Raw genomic sequence first — 18,002 nt, forward strand, 5'->3', positions numbered from 1 at the left:
AACAACCACGGGAAGCCTCGCAAACCGCGCGAGGCTGTTCGGTTCGGCGCCAGTGCGCGAAGGCGGGTTTTGGGCCCGGCCGGTCCCCGCGCGAGCCTCCGAAGCCGCGGCGAAGGTCCCGGCGCGAGTCCGCGAAGGCGGACTTTGGGCCGTTGTTGCCGCGAATTCATTCGCCCTCGGGTCCCGGCGGCGGGTGGGCGCTCCAGCTTCCGATGTCACTCCGAACCTCCGGACTTCAGGACGAGGGTGGTGTCGTGGCCGGCCAGGGTGGCGCTTCCGGGCGTCACCTTCACCAGGCGGAACTGGTCGATCGGCTGCCCCAGGCGCACCACCTTCCCCTCGCCCGACGGGCCGGCGATGGCGGCCAGCCCGCCGCTCTCGGTGACCACGGTGCCGAGGAGGCGGTAGACGTAGACGGGCGGCGGCGCGGCGGCCACCGCCGGCGTGGCGACCGGGGCGGGCGCGGGCTCGCCGGGCATGCGGTAGCGCCCGGGCGGCCGGCGGCGGTCCGCGCGGAACGGGTCGCGCTCCACCGCGGTGAGGACCACGCGGTCGGACGCGTCCCGCCGGGCCACGCGCACCTCCGGCATCGCCGCGACGGCGCGGGCGCGCGGCGCGCGGGGGAGCGGCTGCACGTCGCGCCACTCCGCGAACGCCATCACCGCCAGCGCCGCGGTGGCGACCAGCGCCGCGGCCGAGGCGCGCGAGGCCAGCGTCCACCTCGCCAGCGCGCTCATCGCCCCGCCTCCGCGCTGTCGCGCTGCGCGGGAACGGGCTTCCCCGTCGCCAGCGCGTAGCCAGTGGCCGTGAAGCCGAAGCGGATGATCTCGCTCCCGCCGCCCGGGGCGACGAAGAACGGCGTCGGCGAGTACGACGCGCCGGCCGAGACCGGCCCGTCGTCCGCCTCGATCTTCAGCTCGTCCACGCGCACCAGCTTGGGCCCGTTCTCCAGCATCTGCAGAAAGGTCATCAACCCCTCCAGGTCCGCCTCGCCGGTCACCGCCACGGGGAGCGCGGTGATGCCGCCGCCCGCGTCGCGCACCGGCGCGGGGTCCACGCGGGTGACGTTGGCGCCGCCCATCCGCGCCAGCGAGCGGACGTAGCCCGCCACCGCCGCCCCTGCCGCCGCGTCGTCGTTCCCGCCCGTCAGCCGCGGCGCAACGGCGAGCAGCTTCTTCGCCCCGTCCCCAAACGCGGTGGGGAACGACCTGGCCTGCGCCAGCAATTCCAGCTCGCGGCGGAGCAGCCCCTGCTCGTCGCGCAGCTTCGCCTTCGCCGCAGAGAGAGCATGGAGATAGGGGGCGAGGACGAGCGACCACAGCAGCGCGGGAACGACGAACGCCATCCCCAGCGCGATGGTGCGCCGGTCGCGCGGGGTGATGCGGATCGCCCTCATTGCCGCCTCCCCGGCGCGGCGCGGAAGGCGGCCACGTCGAACCGCTCCCCCGCATCCCCCTGCTCCCAGCGGACGGGCGCGGCGAGGGAGACGCGCTCGAAGTGGCGGCTGGCCTCCAGCGCAGGAACGACCGCGGAGGCCGAGCGCGCCACCCCCGCCAGCCGCATCCCCGCCGAGTCGCCCGCCAGGGTGCGCAGGTGCGCCGAGTCGGGGAGCGCGCGGGCCAGCGCGGCGATCTCGCCGGTCCACGCGGGCGCGGCGGACTCGAGCGCGGCCAGCGTCTGCAGCCGCCCGCGGACGCGCTCCACCGCGGCGCGGGCCTCCAGCGCGTCGTTCACCGGCTTGCGGATCTCGTGGCGCTTGGCCTCGATCGCCGCCACCTCGCGCCGCACGCCGTCCAGGTGCAGCCCCGCCGCGGAAGCGAGCAGGACCGCCGACGCGGCGGAGAACACCATCGCCCTGCGCTTCGCCGCACGGGTGCGGGAGACGAGGATCGATTCGGGAAGGAGCGCCGGCGCCGATCCCCCGGCCCGCGCCGCGCCGAGCGCGATCACCGCCTCGGCGGGGAGCCGCTCCAGCGCGGCGTTCGATGCCACGCGGCCGGCGAAGCGCTCGTCGTCCAGCAGCGCCGCGCGGACCTCGGCCGCCCCGTCCTCCGCGCCGCAGACGGCGATCACGCCGCACCCGGCCAGCTCCTCGTCGCCATGCAGCGCCGCCAGGACGCGCTCGGCCAGCGAGGGGTGATCGGGAGATGCGAACGCGGCCAGGGGCTGGATGCGCGCGGGCTGCCCGGCGACCAGCACCAGCAGCTCGGGCCCCGCCGCCGTGCAGGCGATGACGGCGGTGCGACCGAACTTCGCGGACGGCACCAGCGCGCGGACCCCCGCCGCCAGCGCCGCCGCCGCGGGCACCATCGTTCCCACCCGGAACCCCGCCGCCGCGCACGCCGCGGCGATGGTCTCGGCGAGGGCGGCCGGGGCGCAGGCGGCCAGCGCCGGCGCGAGCGAGCCGGTGTGGGGCAGCGGCAGGCGCACGGCGTCGGCCACCAGCGCCTCGTCGCGCACGGCGAAGTGGCGGCGCGCGCCGCGGCGGACCAGCGCGGCCAGCTCGCCGCGGCGCACGGGCGGCAGCGACAGCACGCGGGCGTGCGCCAGCCGCCGCAGCAGCGCCACGTCCACGGTGCCGCGGGTGGCGCCCAGCTCGCGGGCCAGGTCGCGCAGCGCCTCCTCCAGCGCCGGCCACCCGTCGTCCGACGGCGGCGCCAGCGGGCACGACAGCACCTCGGCCGGGCGCGGCGCCAGCAGGCCGCGCAGCCGGACGGCGACGAGGTGGTCCGGCGCCAGCGCCAGCGCCAGCCGCGCGGGCATCCACCCGCGCCGGCGCCGCGCATCAACCAATGAGGATGGGCTCATGGTCACACATCACTTCGGGGAACCGCGTTTCCGGCTTCTAACCACGATCTGCATCCATCCCGACGCTCATCCATCAAACAGGGCTGCTGTCCTGCATCTTCACACCTGATCTACATCCTGCCCGCCTGGCTGGCCCTCTCCCCCCGGCCCCCGCCCCCCAAAACAGCCAGGGGGAGGGGGAGAGCTCAGCGTGGAGGAAGCTTCTGCGCGTCTCCAGAGCTCTCCGCGTCTCGAACTCCTCCGCGTCTCCGCGTGAGAACGACTGTCGTTCGACTCCGCACCGTCGAACGATCGTTCGCACGAATGCAGGACCGCAGTCCCGCAGGGACTTTGTGCTCTTGTTGCCCCCGACCTCGGTCGGGGGGAGGGGGAGATGCCCGCGTCCTACAGCCCTTCCGGCTGGATGCCGTAGATCGCCTGCAGCAGCGACAGCGCGACGGCGCCGACGAGAAGGCCGAAGAACACGATCATCACCGGCTCCACCAGCCGGAGCATGCGGTCCAGCCCGCGCTCCAGCTCTCCCTCCATGCTCGCGGCGGCGCGCTCCAGCATCTCCGGCAGGCGGCCGCCCTCCTCGCCGACCTCCACCATCTGCACGAACAGGAAAGGGAAGGCGCCGCTGCGCCGGAGCGCCGCCGCCAGCCGGTCGCCGGCGCGCACGTCCTCGCGCGCCCGCAGCACCTCCTCCGCCACGGCGCCGTCGGACTGGCTCGCGGCGGCCACCTCCAGCGCGCCCAGGATCGGCAGCCCGCTCTCCAGCAGCGCCGAGAGCGTCCGCGCCAGCCGCGCCGACGCCGCCCGCCGCCGCAGCCCGCCCACCAGCGGCACCGCCAGCAGCGCCCGGTCCACCCCCGCGCGCCCCTCGTCGGTCGACCGCACCGCCGCCACGATCGCCGCGACCACGACCGGGACGAGCAGGAGCGCCCACCACCACTGCCCCACGAACTTTCCCGTGGCCAGCAGCAGCTGCGTGGAGCGGGGGATGGCGGATCCGGTGTCGGCCAGCAGCGCCACGAAGCGCGGCAGCACCCAGGCGAACAGCACCGCCAGCGCCCCCGCCCCCGCCGATGCCACCACCGCCGGGTAGATCATCGCCGAGACCATGCGCGAGCGCAGCGCCAGGTCGCGCTCCATCTGCCCCGCCAGCCGGTCCAGCGCCGGGGCCAGCTTCCCGCCGCGCTCGCCGGCGCGCACCATCCCCACCGCGAAGCGCGGGAAGGCGGCGGGGTGCGCCGCCATCGCCTCGTCCAGCCGCGCGCCGCCGCGCACCCGGTCGCGCACGTCCAGCACCGCCGCCGCCACGTCGCGCCGCGCGACCACGCGGGAGACGGCGGCCAGCGCGCGGTCCAGCGGAAAGCCGGACTCCAGCAGGATCGCCAGGTAGCGCACCGCCTCGGCCACGTCCGCCCTCCGCCCGCGGAAGGCGGCGCGCGGCCGGTCCTCCGCGGCGCGCGACGCCGTGGCGGGCGACACCTCCAGCGCGAAGAGGCCGCGGTCGCCCAGCCGCTTCTCCACGGCGGCGGCGGTGTCGGCGTCCTCCACCCCGCGGACGGTGCGGCCCGCGGGCGTCGCGGCGCGCCAGGCGAAGGCCGGCACGGCGGCTACTTCCACCCCAGCACGTCGGCGTCCTCGCCCTCGCCGCCCTCGCGGCCGTCGCGCCCCAGCGTCAGCAGGTCGTAGCCCTCCGGGTTCGCGATCCCCGGCATGCGGTAGACGTACGGGCGGCCCCACGGGTCCAGCGGCACGTCGCGGCGCAGGTACGGCCCGCGCCAGCTGCGCGGCTGCGGCCCCGCCTGCGGGCGCGCCCGGAGCGCGGCCAGCCCCTGCTCGGTCGTGGGATACTCGTCGTTGTCCAGCCGGTACGCGTCCACCGCCGAGCCCAGCATCTCCATCTGCGTCTTCGCCGTGGCCTCCTTGGCGCTCCCCACGTGGCGGAAGACGTTGGGGGCGACGAGGGTGGCGAGCACGGTGATCACCACGATCACCACGAGGACCTCGATCAGGGTGAAGCCCATCACCGGACGGCGATGCCCGCGGGCGTCGCTCCAGTGGCGGCCGCGCGGCGGATCGGCGGCCCTAGGCTCCACGCCCTCAGCTACGGGCGGCGCGCCGATGCGCTCCCGCCGCGCCGCCGCGATCTCGTGCGCGGGGCGCGGCGGGGCGGCCAGGATCCGCTCCACGATGTCCGCGAGAAGCAGGTGCTCCGTCATGCGACCCTCAGCACATCCTCGGGTGTGGTCACGCCGGCGGCCACCTGCCGCCAGCCGTCTGCCCGCAGCGGGCGCATCCCCCGCTCCAGCGCCACCTTGCGCAGCCGGTCGGTCCCGGGCGCGCGCAGCAGCTCGGCGCGCAGCTCGTCGTCCACCGTCAGCAGCTCGTGGATCCCCGTGCGCCCGCGGTAGCCGGTGTTGCGGCAGGCGGCGCATCCCCGCCCGCGGAGCACGCGGTCGGCGGGGAAGCCGGCCGCCGCCATCTCGCGCGCCACCGCCGGCTCCGGCGCCGAGGCCTCCGCGCACGCCGCGCACACCCGGCGGACCAGCCGCTGGGCGAGGACGGCCTGGACGGTGGAGGAGACGAGGTAGTCGGGGACGCCGAGGTCCACGAGGCGCGTCAGCGCCCCCGGCGCGTCGTTGGTGTGCAGGGTGGAGAGGACGAGATGCCCGGTGAGCGCGGCCTGGATGCAGATCTCCGCCGTCTCCGGGTCGCGCATCTCGCCCACCAGCAGGACGTCGGGGTCCTGCCGGAGGATGGAGCGCAGCGCCCGCGCGAAGGTCAGCCCCAGCTTCGGATGGACGGGAACCTGGGCCACGCCGGGAAGCTCGTACTCCACCGGGTCCTCGACCGAGACGATCTTCTCGCGCCCGGTGCGCACGCGGTCCAGCAGCGCGTACAGCGTGGTCGTCTTCCCGCTCCCCGTGGGCCCGGTGGAGAGGAGCACGCCGTGCGGCCGCGCCGCGAAGCCGAGAAGGGCGGAGAGCGTGTCCTCCGCCATCCCCAGCCCTTCCAGGTCGATCCGCTGCCCTTCGATGTCCAGCAGGCGGAGGACGACCGACTCGCCGTGCAGGGTCGGCAGGGTGCTGACGCGCACGTCCAGCTCGCGGTCGCCCGTGCGCAGCCGCACGCGGCCGTCCTGCGGCAGCCGCCGCTCGGCGATGTCCAGCTCGGCCATGATCTTCAGCCGGCTGACCACCGCGGCGCGCAGGTGCGGCGGCGGGGTCGGCGCCTCCTGCAGCACCCCGTCCACGCGGTAGCGCACCCGCATCGTCCGCGCTTCGGCCTCCAGGTGCACGTCGCTCGCGCCCGCCTCGACCGCTTCGGCCAGGAGAAGGTTCACCAGGCGGACGACCGGCGCCTGGTTGGCGATCTCCTCCAGGCCGTGCGCGACAAGGTCCGCATCTCCCCCCGCCGCCGACCCGTCCCCGCCCAGCCCGGCGGCGTACGACGCGGCGGTGGGCTGGCCGCAGGCGCGGCGGATCTCGTCCAGCAGCTCCGCCTCGGCCATCGGCTCCAGCTCCACCGGCAGCCCGAACAGCACCTCCAGCTCGGCGATCGCCTGCGGATCGGGGCGCCCGGCGCAGGCCACGCGCAGCCGCCCCCCCGCGCGCTCGCGGGGGAGAAGGCGGGCCTCCTCCAGGAAGTCCTGCGCGGGAAGCTCGTCCGCGCGCACCGGGCCGGCCACGGCGGAAGCGGGGGCGATCACTGGCCGCCGGCGCGGAAGTACAGCGGCGGCCGCCCGTGCGCCGTCACCCCCAGCGAGGGGATGTCGACCGCGGCGGCGTACAGCCCGGCGGCGGGAACGTCGAAGCGCGCCTCGTACACGCCGCCGCCGATCGCGCGCGCGTCGCCGTGCCCCTGCCACCCCTCGGGCGAGGCCAGCGTCACGCGCACGTCGGCCAGCCCGTCCACCGGTGCGCCGCCCTGGCGGACCACGCGGAAGCGCACCGTCGCCGCGCCCACGGGAAGCGTGCGCACCGCGTCCACCGGCTGCACCGCCACCGCGTCACCCGTCGCGCGGCTCGGGTCGGCGCCCACGGTGAAGGCGTAGCAGCCCACCACGTGCGGGTCGGCGCTGCGCATGACGAGGTCGTAGTTCCCCGCGTCCTCGATGCGCACGGTGGCCGTGTACACGCCCGGCTCCGTCTCGCGCAGCCGCCGCGACACCGGGCGGATGGAGCGGGGAACGAAGTCGTAGGTGCTCAGGCCGCCGTGGGGGACGGGCATCCCCTCCATGTAGTGGTAGCTGTAGACCATCTTCTCGGCCGGGTTGGCCACGTAGATCGCGTCGTGCATCCCCGGCTGCGCCACCAGCACGTCGCCCAGCGTGTCGCCCACGGCGCCCGGCGCCAGGTCGCCCGCGGGGAAGGCGTCGTGCATCCCCGTGGCCCCCGTGGTCGGGTTGGCGAGGGGGATCATGGCCACCTGCGGCGTGCCGGCGGCGCGGACGTAGGCGAACGAGGCGGTGAACGTCACCTGGTCGGCCTGCGCGGCGCCGGAGAGCGACCGCAGCGAGCGGCGGCTGACGGCGTCGTACAGCTCCAGCGTTCCCGCGCGGGGGTTCAGGATGAAGGCCAGCCGCCCGCCCGGCGGCGGCGCCTGCTCCTCGCCGCCGCCCGCGTGCATCGCGTGGCCGCCGTCGCCGTCCGGCGCGAAGCGGATGGAGGTGATCCCCGGCTCGAAGCGCACCCGCCCCACCAGCGCGCCGCGCGCGGGGTCGAAGACGGCCACGGTGCCATCGCCCTCGTTGGCCACGAACGCCTGCTTCAGCCGCGGCGACCAGGCCACGTCGGCCGGCCTGTCGCCGGACTGCACGACGGCGGTGATGCGCCCCGTGGCCGCGTCCACCTCGGTGAGCGTCCCCGCCGTGCGGCTGGTGAGGTACGCCCGTGCCCCGTCGTCCGAGAAGGCGATGGCGTGCGGCCCCGCACCGGCCGGAACGCGCCCGGCCACGGCGAGGCGGTCGACGTCGATGATGGTGAAGCCGGGCTGCGCGCCCTCGGTGGCCACCCACACGCGGTGCCCGCCCGGCTGCATGGCGATCTTCCCCGCCCGCGCGCCGGCGGGGATCACCGTGCGCAGCTTCCAGTCGTGCGTGTCGATCACCGCCACCGACCCGCTGTCGGGGATGGAGATGAAGAGCAGGCGGTCGTCCGGCGTCGACGCCCAGTCCTCGCCCGGCGCGGGAAGGGGAACGGCGGCCAGCAGCTTGGTGCGCCCGAACCCCTTCAGCGGATCGAGGACCGCGACGACGGGCTGGCGGGCGAGGACGGCCAGCACGTGCCCGTTCAGGTCCTCGACCGGCGAGGCCAGCGAGATCTGCCCGTGCTTCACCATCATCGAGCTCTCGTTCAGCGCGCCGATGCGCTGCTCGCACTCGGCGGCCGGCGTGTTGCCGGCGCCCCGTCGCACGTCGATCCACGCCGACGGCGCCAGGCGCGACACGGGCCGCCCGGTCGCGGGGTCGGTAATGCGCACGCGCAGCTCCGTCTCGCCGTCCTGCACCGCCGCGCCGCCGCCCACCCCGCGCGCCACCAGGTCCGCGCGCAGCACGCGCACCGCCGTGCTCTCGCGCGAGGCGGCGTGGGGGGACGCACCGTGCGCCGCGTGGGCGTCGGGCCCGGGCGCGGCGTGCCCGTCGTGGGCGGAGGATGGGGGAGATGTTGCCGGTGCAGCGGGGCTGCCCATCCCGCTCATCCCGTGCATCGAGTGCGCGGTGTCGGCGTGGGCGGCGTGCCCGGCGTGCGGGTCCTGCGCCGCCGCGGCGTGCGGGGCCAGGAGCGCGGCCGCGGCGGCCGAGGCGGAAACCAGAACGAGACCGAAGGGGCGCAAGGTGCACCTCCCGTCCGCACTACGTCACTTCGGGATCTGTGGCGCGGCGTGCGAACCGTGTGGTGGGTCGGCTCAGCAATCCGTGTGGACGATGTCCACAGGGTGCGCGGTCAGAAACAGACGTTTGTCACGAAGCTGATCGATTCGTCCTGCTGCGAGTAACAGCTTCCGGGGGGAAACACACCGGGATCGGACATCTTTCAGATCGGGAAACCGAAGCTAAACGCCCTCGGAGATTCGCGCCAGCCCTCCCGCTCCGTTCATCTACACACCATATCTGTCTACAGTGCAGATAATTGCATTTTCGCGGAAACAGAGGTGACAGTTGGAACGTTACGGCCCATGCGAGCTGTTAAGATCTTTTAAAGTAATTTTTCATAACTTCTACCGACCCATCTGCCGCAGGATTATGTAGCAGGTAACGAAGCATACAGTCACAATTTTCACCGTCCATTTTCACACGAGCCCGGGATTACACCGGCAGCAAGTCCAACACGCTGCCTCACGCACTTCCGCACTTCCGCACTTCCGCACTTCCGCACTTCCGCACTTCCGCACTTCCGCACTTCCGCACTTCCGCACTTCTGCACTTCCGCACTTCCGCACTTCCGCACCTCGATGCCCGTCCGTGGCGGGAAAGTGCCGCGAGAAAGCGGACGCAGCCGACCGCGCCCCGACGGATGTTCCCTCCGTTGACTCTCTTGCGGCGCCGGGATGCCGGCGGTCAGGCGGTGGAACGGAAGATGAAGGGCCGGACGCGCCTTACGCTTCATCGCGGGGGCGGCTATCTTCAGGCCGCCAGGCCGAGGGCGGCCTGCCATCCATGGACTCAAGAGCCGGGAGATGATGGGATGACGGATCACGAGCACGCGCACGGCGACGGGGGCGGCGACATCCTGGGGATGGCGGTGGGGTTCCGGATCTTCGAGGACGGCGGCGCGCTGTACCTGGCCGAGGCCGAGATCAGCCCGTACGAGGACCAGACCAGCGCGCTGGGCGTCACGCTGGTGTTCCACCCGCTGGCCGGCATCGACCCCACGCAGGAGGACGAGGGCGAGCAGGAGCCGTGGACCTTCGACTTCGACGACGAGCTGACGCGCGACGAGAACGCGTCCATCGTCGACCAGACGGCCGACATCCTGCGCCAGCTGTCCAACCTCACGCCGGCGTCGCTGTCCGAGTATCTCCGCGCCGCGAAGGAAGACGTGCAGGAGTAGGGGGACAGGTTACAGGGGACGGGGGACAGGGAACCCCGCGCAAGCGGCGGCCGCGTCACGCAGACGCGGCTGCCGCTTCGTTTCCCTGACGTTCGTCCACCGCAGCCGGAACCAGCTTCCGAGCCGAACAGCCTCGCGCAGTTTGCGAGGCTTCCCGTAGTTGTTGCTGCGACGCTGCGACTTCAGTCGCCGGTGTTGGGCCAGGCCCGCGACTTTCCATTCGGCTCGATGATGAGCTCTCTGCGTCTCTGCGTCTCTGCGTCTCTGCGTCTCTGCGTGAGATTGCCGTTCAGAGCACCTGCTCCAGCACCTTCCTCAGCGCCTTCGCGAAGCCGGCCACGAAGTCCTCCTTCCCCCGCCGCGCGGCGAAGAACGGATCCATCACCGTGCAGCGGATCACGCCCACGCCGCCCGCGCGCTCGTAGTCGTCGTACGTGAAGCCCAACTCGCGCACGACGGGCTCCGCCGCGCGGCCGTACTCGTGCGCGCGCAGCACCGTCTTCGTCACCACGTACTCCAGGTCGCGCGCCGACCGCCCGGCGGAAACGCTCATGGCCCCGTAGACGCGGTCCGCCAGCGCGTTGGTCTCCTCCAGCGAGACGAGGGACGGGTGGCCGATGGCGAAGCAGACGATGTTCAGGTCCGGCTCCGGGAGCGCCACCAGCCGGAACGGCGCCCAGTCGCCCGCGGCGATGCGGCGGTGCAGGAGGAGCGCGCCGCGCGCCGTCTCGCCCACCAGCCGGCCGTACCCGCGCGCGTCCGGCGGCAGCACCTTGTGGCTCATCCACACCGCCGCGGCCGCCGCGCCGGGCTTCGATCCCTCGAAGATGAAGCGGCCGATGTACGACGCGTCGCTCCCGCCCGCGTGGAAGACGTACGGCGCCTCCACCGCCACCAGGTCGCGCACGCGCAGGTCGCGAAAGCTCACCGCGCCGGCCGGATAGGGAATGAACCCCAGCTTGTGCGGGTCGATGGTCACCGAGTCGGTCCGCTCCAGCGCCACCAGCGCGCGGTACACCCCCTCCTGCGGCCACGGCTCCGGCGCGTAGTCGGCCAGCGCGCGCTCGTAGCTCCGCCGCTCGCCGTCGGCGCCGCGGGTGATCGACGCCGCGTAGCCGCCCCACGCGGCGTCGGCATGGAGATGAAAGGCGATCCCGTGCCGCCGCGCCGCCTCGTCGCGCACCTCGGCCACGAGATCCAGCCGGTCCACCGCGCTCTCCTCCGTCGTCCCGATCACCGAGACGCAGGCGATCACCGGCTGGCGGCGCCCGGCCAGCGTGCCGAGCGTGGACCGCAGCGCGTCCGGATCCATGCGGAAGCGCGCGTCCACCGGCACGTGCACCAGCTGCGCCCCGCCAATCCCCAGCGCGCGGCAGATCTTCTCCCACGAATAGTGCGCGGTGGACGGAACCAGCACCGCCGCGGGCGGAAAGGCGTCGCCGAACTGCGTGGCCAGGCGGCGCCCGAACTCCTGGTAGCCCAGCCCCGCCAGCGAGTGCCGCGTCACCGCGTTCGCCGCCGCCATCCCGTCGCCCACCCGGTCGCGGAAGTGCTCCAGCAGGTCCAGCGACGCCTCGGGCGCCACGTTCAGCAGCTGCCACAGGTCCATCGCCCGCAGGTCCGCGCCCTCGCCGCCCGGCAGCCGCACGCCGATGCCGGCCAGCCCCAGCTCGTCGGCCGCCCAGCGCACGGCCACGGGGAGATACTTCACGTTCCGCGCGACCCACAGCGCCTCGAAGTTGGCCACCGTGCCGCCCGAGGTCAGGTGCCCCCACTGCCGCGCCGGGTCGTACCCGATCATCCGCGCCAGCTGCCCGGCCACCTCCAGCTCCATCCGCGTGGTCACCGGGCTGGCTTCGGCCGCCACGTTGTTGGGGTTGTACAGCATGGTGGCGAAGTACCCCACCAGGCTGGCCATGGTCAGGTCGCTGCTCATGTGCCCGATGTAGCGCGGGCTGAAGAAGGGCACGCCGGCCTTAAGCTCGCCCAGCAGCCCCATCAGCTCCTGCGCCAGCGTGGTGATGGAGCGCTCGTACGCCGGCGTGCGCTTCTCCGCCTCGGTCACCTCGAAGCCGTCCTCGGGGTGGAAGTTGCGCCGCCAGAATACATGGTCGCGCACCGCCTCCAGCAGCAGCCGCTCGAAGACGTCGGCGTTCTCGGCCTTGGGCCCCAGAAACACCGACGCGAGGTCCACCGGGGCCTCGCGTCGCGGGGAATCGCTGTAGTCCGTCATCGTCGCTTTCACTCGATCTGGATGTGAGGCGACGAACCTAGCGCCGCCCGCACCCAGCGTAAACCGCAGACGTTTTCGGGCCGATGAAAAGCAGGTGGATCGCACGGAGGGTCGGAGAAGCGGAAGGAGGATCGAGATCCCGGCTGGCGCTTCACGCATCCAGGCCGATGAATGTCCCACGGTATCGACTCTGCAACACAAAGTACTTGACGGACGATGGGAGACCGGCTACTCTTCGGCCAGTCGAACGGAAACACGAGATCGGGTGGAGGTGATCGATGTCCCAGCTGGTGGAAGTGCTGTATCCCGTGCCGGACCTGCGGCGCACGCCGCTGTCCACGCTGCGCTGGTGGGAGTCGCGGCGCCTGCTGTTCAACAAGGTCGTGGGCGCCACCGGGCTGGCGACGCTCGCGTGCGTCTCGCTCTTCCTCCTGCTCCCGCCGCACACCATGGGCGCGCCCCAGGCCCTGCCGATGCTCGCGTTCGCGGCGGCATACGCGGTGGCGGCGAACGCGTGCTACACGATGGGCTGGCTCCTGGAGCTCGCCGCGCGTGCGGTGTGGGGGCGGCGCGCGCCGGACGTGGGGCCGCTCCTTTTCCGGCAGGGCCTCATCTTCGCCGTGGGCCTCACCCTCATGCCGGTGATCCTCGTCTCGATGATCTGGGTCATCCACGTCGTGCTGGCGATCGTCTCGTAACCCGTCGCCACGCCGAGCCAGCGGACATCGAAGGAGGCACGGAGGACTCGCATGCAGTCCTCCGTGCCTCCGTGTCTGTTCACGGATGCAGATCCACCACGACAGGCCGGTGGTCGCTGCGCCCGCGCCACCCGTCGAACGAGCCGACGCGTACGTCGCGGATCGATGGCAGCCACTCGCGCGGGACGAAGCAGTAGTCGAGGTGATACGCGAGGTCCGGCCGCCACATGTGGTAGTACGTGGCGCGCGACTCCCCGCCCGGCGGCTCGCGATGGAATTCGTGGTAGGCGCTGGCCAGCCCCAGCGCGTGCAGCCGCGCCTCGATCGCCGCGTACGTCCACCGCAGGCGCTTGCGGTCGAAGACGGGGTTCGCGTTGAAGTCGCCCGCCATCACCGCCGGCCCGCTGGTGATGAGTCCCGAAAGCGCGTCGATGCCGTGGCAGACCGCGCGCGAGTAGCTCCCCCGGTCCGGCATCGCCCACACGGCAATCAGCGTGAAGCTGATTGGTCCGCTGACGCGGAAGGGCACGATCCACCTCGGCAGCGCCGCATCGGCCTCGACCGGATCGACCGCCCATCCCTCCCCCGCCATCACCGCGATCCCCTGCCGCGGGTTCTCCCCGATCCATCGTACCCGCTCGGATTCCTCCGCCGGCCGCGCGCACTCCTGCACGACGGCGACGTCCGGCGCCAGCTCGCGCAGGAACGCCGTCTTCGCCGCGAACGGCCCGCGGCAGCAGTTCCAGGTGACGATGCGCACGACTACCTTGGGAGATCGAAACCGGGGAGGAGGCCGCGGTGAAGACCGTGACGATATCGCCCGGCTACGAGCTTTCGCTGCCGCCGGAACTCTGCCGGAAGCTCGGGATCAGCCCGGGGGACGAACTCGTGATCGCCGCTACGGCGACCGGGATCACACTCGTTCCTGCCCGGGATCCGCGCAAACTCCGCGGGTTTTTGTCGGGGATGAACATCGACTTTGAGCGCGAGCCCGACCGGCTTTGATGTCGGATGACGCAAGAAGGCGGGGAATCGACGATTCGATTCCGCGCCTCCGCCCTCACTCCGGCACGATCTTCTTGCGGAGGTTTGCGTACGTGGAGTAGACGGTGACGCGGAAGGGCGAGGTGCCGCGCACGAGGGTGGCGCTCGCCAGCGCGGCCAGGAACGAGTCGCGGTCGGGTTCGAACGGCGGCACCTCCACGTACGCGGTGCCGATCTCCCCCAGCGTGTGCGCGTCGCTCCCGGCGCCCAGCAGCTTGCCGTGCTCGCGCCCCCACGCCTCGCCCTGCTGGTTCACCTCGGGCTTGAAGGTGCGGGCGTTGTGCGCCTCCACCACGTCCACCAGATCGGCGATCCCGTCCAGCAGCTCGCCGCCGCCGCGGCGGCGCGTGTCGAAGGGATGGGGAACGTAGACGATGCCGCCCTGCGCGCGGATCCGCTCGCAGGTCTCGCGCATGGGCGTGTACCTGGGGATCAGCTCGGTCAGGAAGATGCCGATCAGGTCCGGCCCCTCCTTCGTGCGCACCTCCTCGCCCACGATGATGCGGTCCGGCGCCAGACTGTGCATCCGCAGCGCGCCGTCCACGCGGTCGTGGTCGGTCACGATCAGCCGGTCGATCCCGGCCGCGTCCATCGCCGGGAGGATGCCGTCGTAGGGGTTCAGCGAGTCTTTCGAGGCGCGGGTGTGGCAGTGCATCTCCACCCGCAGCCGGCCGCCCTCAGCCACGCGCGCGCTCCGCCGACTGGATCTGCAGCTCCAGCCACACCTCGCGGGCGCGCCGCTCCACCTCCTCCACGGTGCCGGTGTTCTCGATCACGAAGTCGGCGCGGGCGCGCTTCAGCTCCGCCGGCATCTGCGCGGCGATGATGCGGCGCGCCTCCTCGGGATCCAGCCCGCGGTCGCCCACCAGCCGCGCCAGCCGCACCTCCTCGGTCGCGTCCACCAGCACCACCACGTCGAACTCGTCCACCAGCCCCACCTCGAACAGCAGGGGGATGTCGGCCACGATCACCCGGTCGCCGCGCGCCTCGGCCTCGGCGTACAGCTCGCCGCGGAGCGCCGCGACGGCGGGGTGGACGATCTGCTCCAGCCGCTCGCGCGCGTCGGGGTCGGAAAACACGATGCGGCGCAGCGCCGCGCGGTCCAGCCCGCCGCCCGGCTCCACCACCTCGTTCCACTCCGCGGCAATGGCGGCGAAGGCCGGCGTGCCCGGGTCCACCGCGCGCCGCGCCAGCTCGTCGGCGTCGATCACGGTGGCCCCCAGCCCGCGCCAGACGCTGGCCACGGTGCTCTTCCCCGCGGCGATGTTCCCCGTCAAGCCCACCTTCAGCATCGTCCCTCGCCTCCCATCCCCATTCTCGTTTCCAACGAAGTGCTGAGTGCTGAGTGCCAAGTCCTAAGTCCTAAGTCCTAAGTCCTAAGTCCTAAGTGGAGAAAGCAGACTTCGCGCCCGGGCGCACTCAGCACTCAGCACTTACTTAGGACTTAGGACTTGGCACTCAGGACTATCTGTTCTAGAACCTCCGCTCCGGCGCGTGCGTCACCGCGTCGGGGTTGGAGAGGATGTCGTCGGCCGTGCCCGCCTCGCGGTCCTTCCCCGCCGACCCGATCTGGAAGGTGGTGCCGCTGAAGACGATGTAGTACGGGTTTCCCCACGGGTCCTGAGACGCGTTCTCCGTCAGGTCCTCGCTGTCCACGAAGTGCGCGAAGCCGTTGCCGGGCGGCACGGTGTGCCCCTGCGCGTCGGCGCGCTTCACCAGCTCGCGGATCTCGTTCACCCGGTTCTTGGCGCTCCACTCGTACAGCGGGTTCAGCGCCGGCTGCACCTTGGGCCACACCCTGGCGCGGAGCTGCGGCACCATCACCACCGCGGCCACGCCCACCAGCAGCAGCAGGAAAAGCTTCTGGATCATCGACTTTCGCTCCGTGTGTCAGCCCGCCGGCATCCGCCGGAAGCGCTCGGCTCCGTCCCCGCCCCGCTCGCGCGCCACCCGCCCGGCGCCCGCCAGCCGGTCCAGGTGCGCCAGCGTTTCGCGCAGCGCCAGCATCCGCGTGGCGGCGCCCATCTCGCGCCCGGGATAGCGGCGCTCCACCAGCTCCCACGGTGTGGCGGGAGATTCGTCCACCAGCGCGGCCACCGTCTCCGTCTCGCCCCCGGCGGCGGCGCGCAGCTCGCCGATGCGGGCGCCGCCGTCCGCCACCGGGTCGCCGTGGCCGGGGAGGATGAGGCGCGCGCCCAGCGCCTCCAGCCGGTCCAGCGCCGCCACGTAGTCGCCCACCGGGTCCGCGCGCTGCCGGTTCACGCCCAGCGTGGGGGTGATGCGCGGGAGGACCGCATCCCCCGCGATCAGCACGCCGTCCATCGGGCGGTGCAGGGAGATGTGCCCCGCGGTGTGCCCCGGCGTCCACGCGAACCGCCACCCCGCCGCGCCGAACAGGTCGCCCGCTTCCCCGTCCAGCACCCCGTCCACCGTGACCGGCGGGGCGAGAGGACGGGCCCGCGCATGGCCGCTCTCGACCGCGTCGATCCAGTCGGCCGGGGCTCCGCAGCGGCGGAAGAGGTCGCGGCGGTAGGCGGCCTCGTCGTCGGGGTGCGCGGCGGCGTGCGCCATTCGCTCGGCATCCAGGCGGCCCATCAGCACCGGCGCGCCGCTGGCCTCGCGGACGCGGGCGGCCAGCCCCACGTGGTCCATGTGCATGTGCGTCACCACGTGCACCGACACCGATCTCCATCCCCCCGCCGCCTCGCGGACGCCGGCCTCGAGCGCGGCCCAGGCCTCCTCCGTCCCCAATCCGCCGTCCACCAGCATCCACCCGGCGTCCAGCCGGGCGAGGTACGCGTGTACCTCCGGCGGGCGGCCGGGCATGGGGGTGGTGATGCGCCACACCTCCGGCGCGACCCGCGCGGCCGCGGGCGCGCGGGGAGCCGGTGGGGACTGGGTTGCGGTGGGATCGGACGAAATATGGACCTGCCTTGCAGCGGGACACAAGGAAAATCGCGGAAACCGCTCCATGAGCGCCGCGCGGTGAGCACAATCCACCTGCCGAACATTACGGGACAGCCGCGGGAATGGTAAGATTCCCGACTCCTGGGGATGCCGGCCCGGCGGCGGTTGGCGGCGTCCGTCTCGCGCCGATCGCCTCCCGAGGGGGCGCGGAACCGCAACCGGCGTCCGCGTCTATGGTTGGCTCACGAAGCACAGCCGACCGGGCTTCCATCCCGAATTCATCGCACGTGACTCGATCTTCCGAGAACGGCCGCACCGGGCGGCCGCTGCTGGCGCTCGTGCTGTTCCTGATCGCCGTCTTCATCGGCGGGGCGCTGCTGGCGCCGTGGCTGTACCACGCGCTGCAGGCGGTCGCGCCGGGGACGAAGCTGGCGCGGACGTCGTTCGCGCGCGTGGTGAACCGCTCGCTGCTGCTGGTGGCGCTGGTCGGCGTTCCCTTCTACGTCCGCGCGTCGGGCATCCGGCGCTGGGCGGACGTGGGGCTGGACCCGCGCGCCATCCGCTGGCGGCGCGTGGCCGCGGGGTTCGCGCTGGGCTTCGTCTCGCTCGCGGCGGTGTGCGGGGTCGCGCTGGCGGCGGGCGGACGCGCGCTGAGCCCGCGCACGCCGGGGCAGCTGGCCGGCCACTTCGCCGGCGCGCTGGCGACGGCGCTCGCGGTGGCGGTGATCGAGGAGCTGCTCTTCCGCGGCGCCATCTTCGGCGGGCTGAGGCGCGCGATGCCGTGGGGCGCGGCGCTGGTGGCCAGCAGCGCCATCTACGCCATCGTCCACTTCATGGCGCGTCCGGCCAACCCCCCGCAGATCGGCTGGCTCAGCGGCCTGCGCGTGCTGCCGACGATGCTCGGCGGGATGGCGCAGTCGGGCGGCCTGGTCCCCGCGTTCCTGAACCTGACGCTGGCCGGGTGCGTGCTCGCGCTCGCCTACCACTTCACCGGCGACATCCTCACCTCCATCGGCATCCACGCCGGCTGGATCTTCTGGCTGAAGTTCTACGGCTACCTGACGAAGGCCGTCCCCGGCGTCGACCCGGTCTTCTGGGGGACGCGGAAGCTGGTGGATGGGTGGCTCGCGTTCGTGGCGCTGGTGGTGGTGCTGGGCGCCGTGCTGCTTATCGCGCGGCGCGGGCGTTCGCGGGCCACTGGTTCGTGACGCCGGGTGCGTACCGCAGTTCGCCCTTGCGAAAACACCGGGCCGGGGCACAGTTGCGAAA

General features: G+C 73.0%; 17 protein-coding genes. 4 read left to right on the forward strand and 13 right to left on the reverse strand.

The features are described from left to right. Nucleotides 1-215 precede the first annotated feature (215 nt). From VLK66_RS16380 to VLK66_RS16410, 7 genes are all read right to left on the reverse strand, one after another. A complete protein-coding gene (locus VLK66_RS16380) occupies nucleotides 216-737 on the reverse strand; it encodes a hypothetical protein (protein WP_325310526.1) in 522 nt (173 codons plus the stop codon). After that, nucleotides 734-1,396 carry a type II secretion system protein GspM gene (gene gspM / locus VLK66_RS16385; protein ID WP_325310527.1) on the reverse strand — a complete coding sequence of 221 codons (663 nt, stop codon included), beginning with the start codon at nucleotides 1,394-1,396 and terminating at the stop codon, nucleotides 734-736. The genes VLK66_RS16380 and gspM overlap by 4 nt, the downstream gene beginning before the upstream one ends. Further along, entirely contained in the window at nucleotides 1,393-2,763 is a 1,371-nt protein-coding gene (locus VLK66_RS16390; protein WP_325310528.1) for a PilN domain-containing protein, read from the reverse strand. Before VLK66_RS16390 ends, gspM begins: the two co-directional genes overlap by 4 nt. A gap of 429 nt (nucleotides 2,764-3,192) precedes the next feature. Continuing rightward, nucleotides 3,193-4,419, reverse strand: coding sequence for a type II secretion system F family protein (locus tag VLK66_RS16395; RefSeq protein ID WP_325310529.1), 1,227 nt, complete (start codon nucleotides 4,417-4,419; stop codon nucleotides 3,193-3,195). Beyond that, entirely contained in the window at nucleotides 4,410-5,018 is a 609-nt protein-coding gene (gene gspG / locus VLK66_RS16400; protein ID WP_325310530.1) for a type II secretion system major pseudopilin GspG, read from the reverse strand. The genes VLK66_RS16395 and gspG overlap by 10 nt, the downstream gene beginning before the upstream one ends. Then, the gene (locus tag VLK66_RS16405) at nucleotides 5,015-6,508 is read right to left on the reverse strand and encodes a GspE/PulE family protein (RefSeq protein ID WP_325310531.1); all 1,494 of its coding nucleotides are present in this window, start codon (nucleotides 6,506-6,508) and stop codon (nucleotides 5,015-5,017) included. Before VLK66_RS16405 ends, gspG begins: the two co-directional genes overlap by 4 nt. After that, a complete protein-coding gene (locus VLK66_RS16410; RefSeq protein ID WP_325310532.1) occupies nucleotides 6,505-8,634 on the reverse strand; it encodes a hypothetical protein in 2,130 nt (709 codons plus the stop codon). The genes VLK66_RS16405 and VLK66_RS16410 overlap by 4 nt, the downstream gene beginning before the upstream one ends. Before the next feature lie 851 nt (nucleotides 8,635-9,485). On the opposite strand from VLK66_RS16410, the gene VLK66_RS16415 reads away from it, so the two are divergent. Next, nucleotides 9,486-9,851 (forward strand): hypothetical protein, encoded by a 366-nt coding sequence (locus tag VLK66_RS16415; protein ID WP_325310533.1) that lies wholly within the window; start codon nucleotides 9,486-9,488, stop codon nucleotides 9,849-9,851. Nucleotides 9,852-10,140: 289 nt separating this feature from the next. On the opposite strand, the gene VLK66_RS16420 is transcribed toward VLK66_RS16415, so the two are convergent. Next, nucleotides 10,141-12,084, reverse strand: a complete 1,944-nt coding sequence (locus VLK66_RS16420) for a pyridoxal phosphate-dependent decarboxylase family protein (RefSeq protein WP_325310534.1) — start codon at nucleotides 12,082-12,084, stop codon at nucleotides 10,141-10,143. 278 nt (nucleotides 12,085-12,362) lie between these two features. Here VLK66_RS16420 and VLK66_RS16425 point away from each other — a divergent pair, with 278 nt between their 5' ends. Next, nucleotides 12,363-12,782 carry a hypothetical protein gene (locus tag VLK66_RS16425; protein ID WP_325310535.1) on the forward strand — a complete coding sequence of 140 codons (420 nt, stop codon included), beginning with the start codon at nucleotides 12,363-12,365 and terminating at the stop codon, nucleotides 12,780-12,782. A gap of 79 nt (nucleotides 12,783-12,861) precedes the next feature. Here VLK66_RS16425 and VLK66_RS16430 read toward each other — a convergent pair whose 3' ends face one another. After that, nucleotides 12,862-13,542, reverse strand: a complete 681-nt coding sequence (locus VLK66_RS16430) for an endonuclease/exonuclease/phosphatase family protein (RefSeq protein ID WP_325310536.1) — start codon at nucleotides 13,540-13,542, stop codon at nucleotides 12,862-12,864. 38 nt (nucleotides 13,543-13,580) lie between these two features. Here VLK66_RS16430 and VLK66_RS16435 point away from each other — a divergent pair, with 38 nt between their 5' ends. Then, on the forward strand, nucleotides 13,581-13,787 hold the full coding sequence (locus tag VLK66_RS16435) for an AbrB/MazE/SpoVT family DNA-binding domain-containing protein (RefSeq protein WP_325310537.1): 207 nt from the start codon (nucleotides 13,581-13,583) through the stop codon (nucleotides 13,785-13,787). 55 nt (nucleotides 13,788-13,842) lie between these two features. On the opposite strand, the gene VLK66_RS16440 is transcribed toward VLK66_RS16435, so the two are convergent. From VLK66_RS16440 to VLK66_RS16455, 4 genes are all read right to left on the reverse strand, one after another. Then, nucleotides 13,843-14,511 (reverse strand): PHP domain-containing protein, encoded by a 669-nt coding sequence (locus tag VLK66_RS16440; protein WP_325310538.1) that lies wholly within the window; start codon nucleotides 14,509-14,511, stop codon nucleotides 13,843-13,845. Beyond that, on the reverse strand, nucleotides 14,504-15,118 hold the full coding sequence (coaE, locus tag VLK66_RS16445) for a dephospho-CoA kinase (RefSeq protein ID WP_325310539.1): 615 nt from the start codon (nucleotides 15,116-15,118) through the stop codon (nucleotides 14,504-14,506). The genes VLK66_RS16440 and coaE overlap by 8 nt, the downstream gene beginning before the upstream one ends. Nucleotides 15,119-15,299: 181 nt before the next feature. After that, nucleotides 15,300-15,698, reverse strand: a complete 399-nt coding sequence (locus VLK66_RS16450) for a type II secretion system protein GspG (RefSeq protein ID WP_325310540.1) — start codon at nucleotides 15,696-15,698, stop codon at nucleotides 15,300-15,302. An 18-nt stretch (nucleotides 15,699-15,716) separates the two neighbouring features. Next, entirely contained in the window at nucleotides 15,717-16,673 is a 957-nt protein-coding gene (locus tag VLK66_RS16455) for an MBL fold metallo-hydrolase (protein ID WP_325310541.1), read from the reverse strand. A gap of 347 nt (nucleotides 16,674-17,020) precedes the next feature. Here VLK66_RS16455 and VLK66_RS16460 point away from each other — a divergent pair, with 347 nt between their 5' ends. Next, entirely contained in the window at nucleotides 17,021-17,941 is a 921-nt protein-coding gene (locus VLK66_RS16460) for a type II CAAX endopeptidase family protein (protein WP_325310542.1), read from the forward strand. The last annotated feature ends 61 nt before the right edge of the window (nucleotides 17,942-18,002 follow it).

The organism is Longimicrobium sp. (assembly GCF_035474595.1).
Taxonomy (GTDB): Bacteria; Gemmatimonadota; Gemmatimonadetes; order Longimicrobiales; family Longimicrobiaceae; genus Longimicrobium.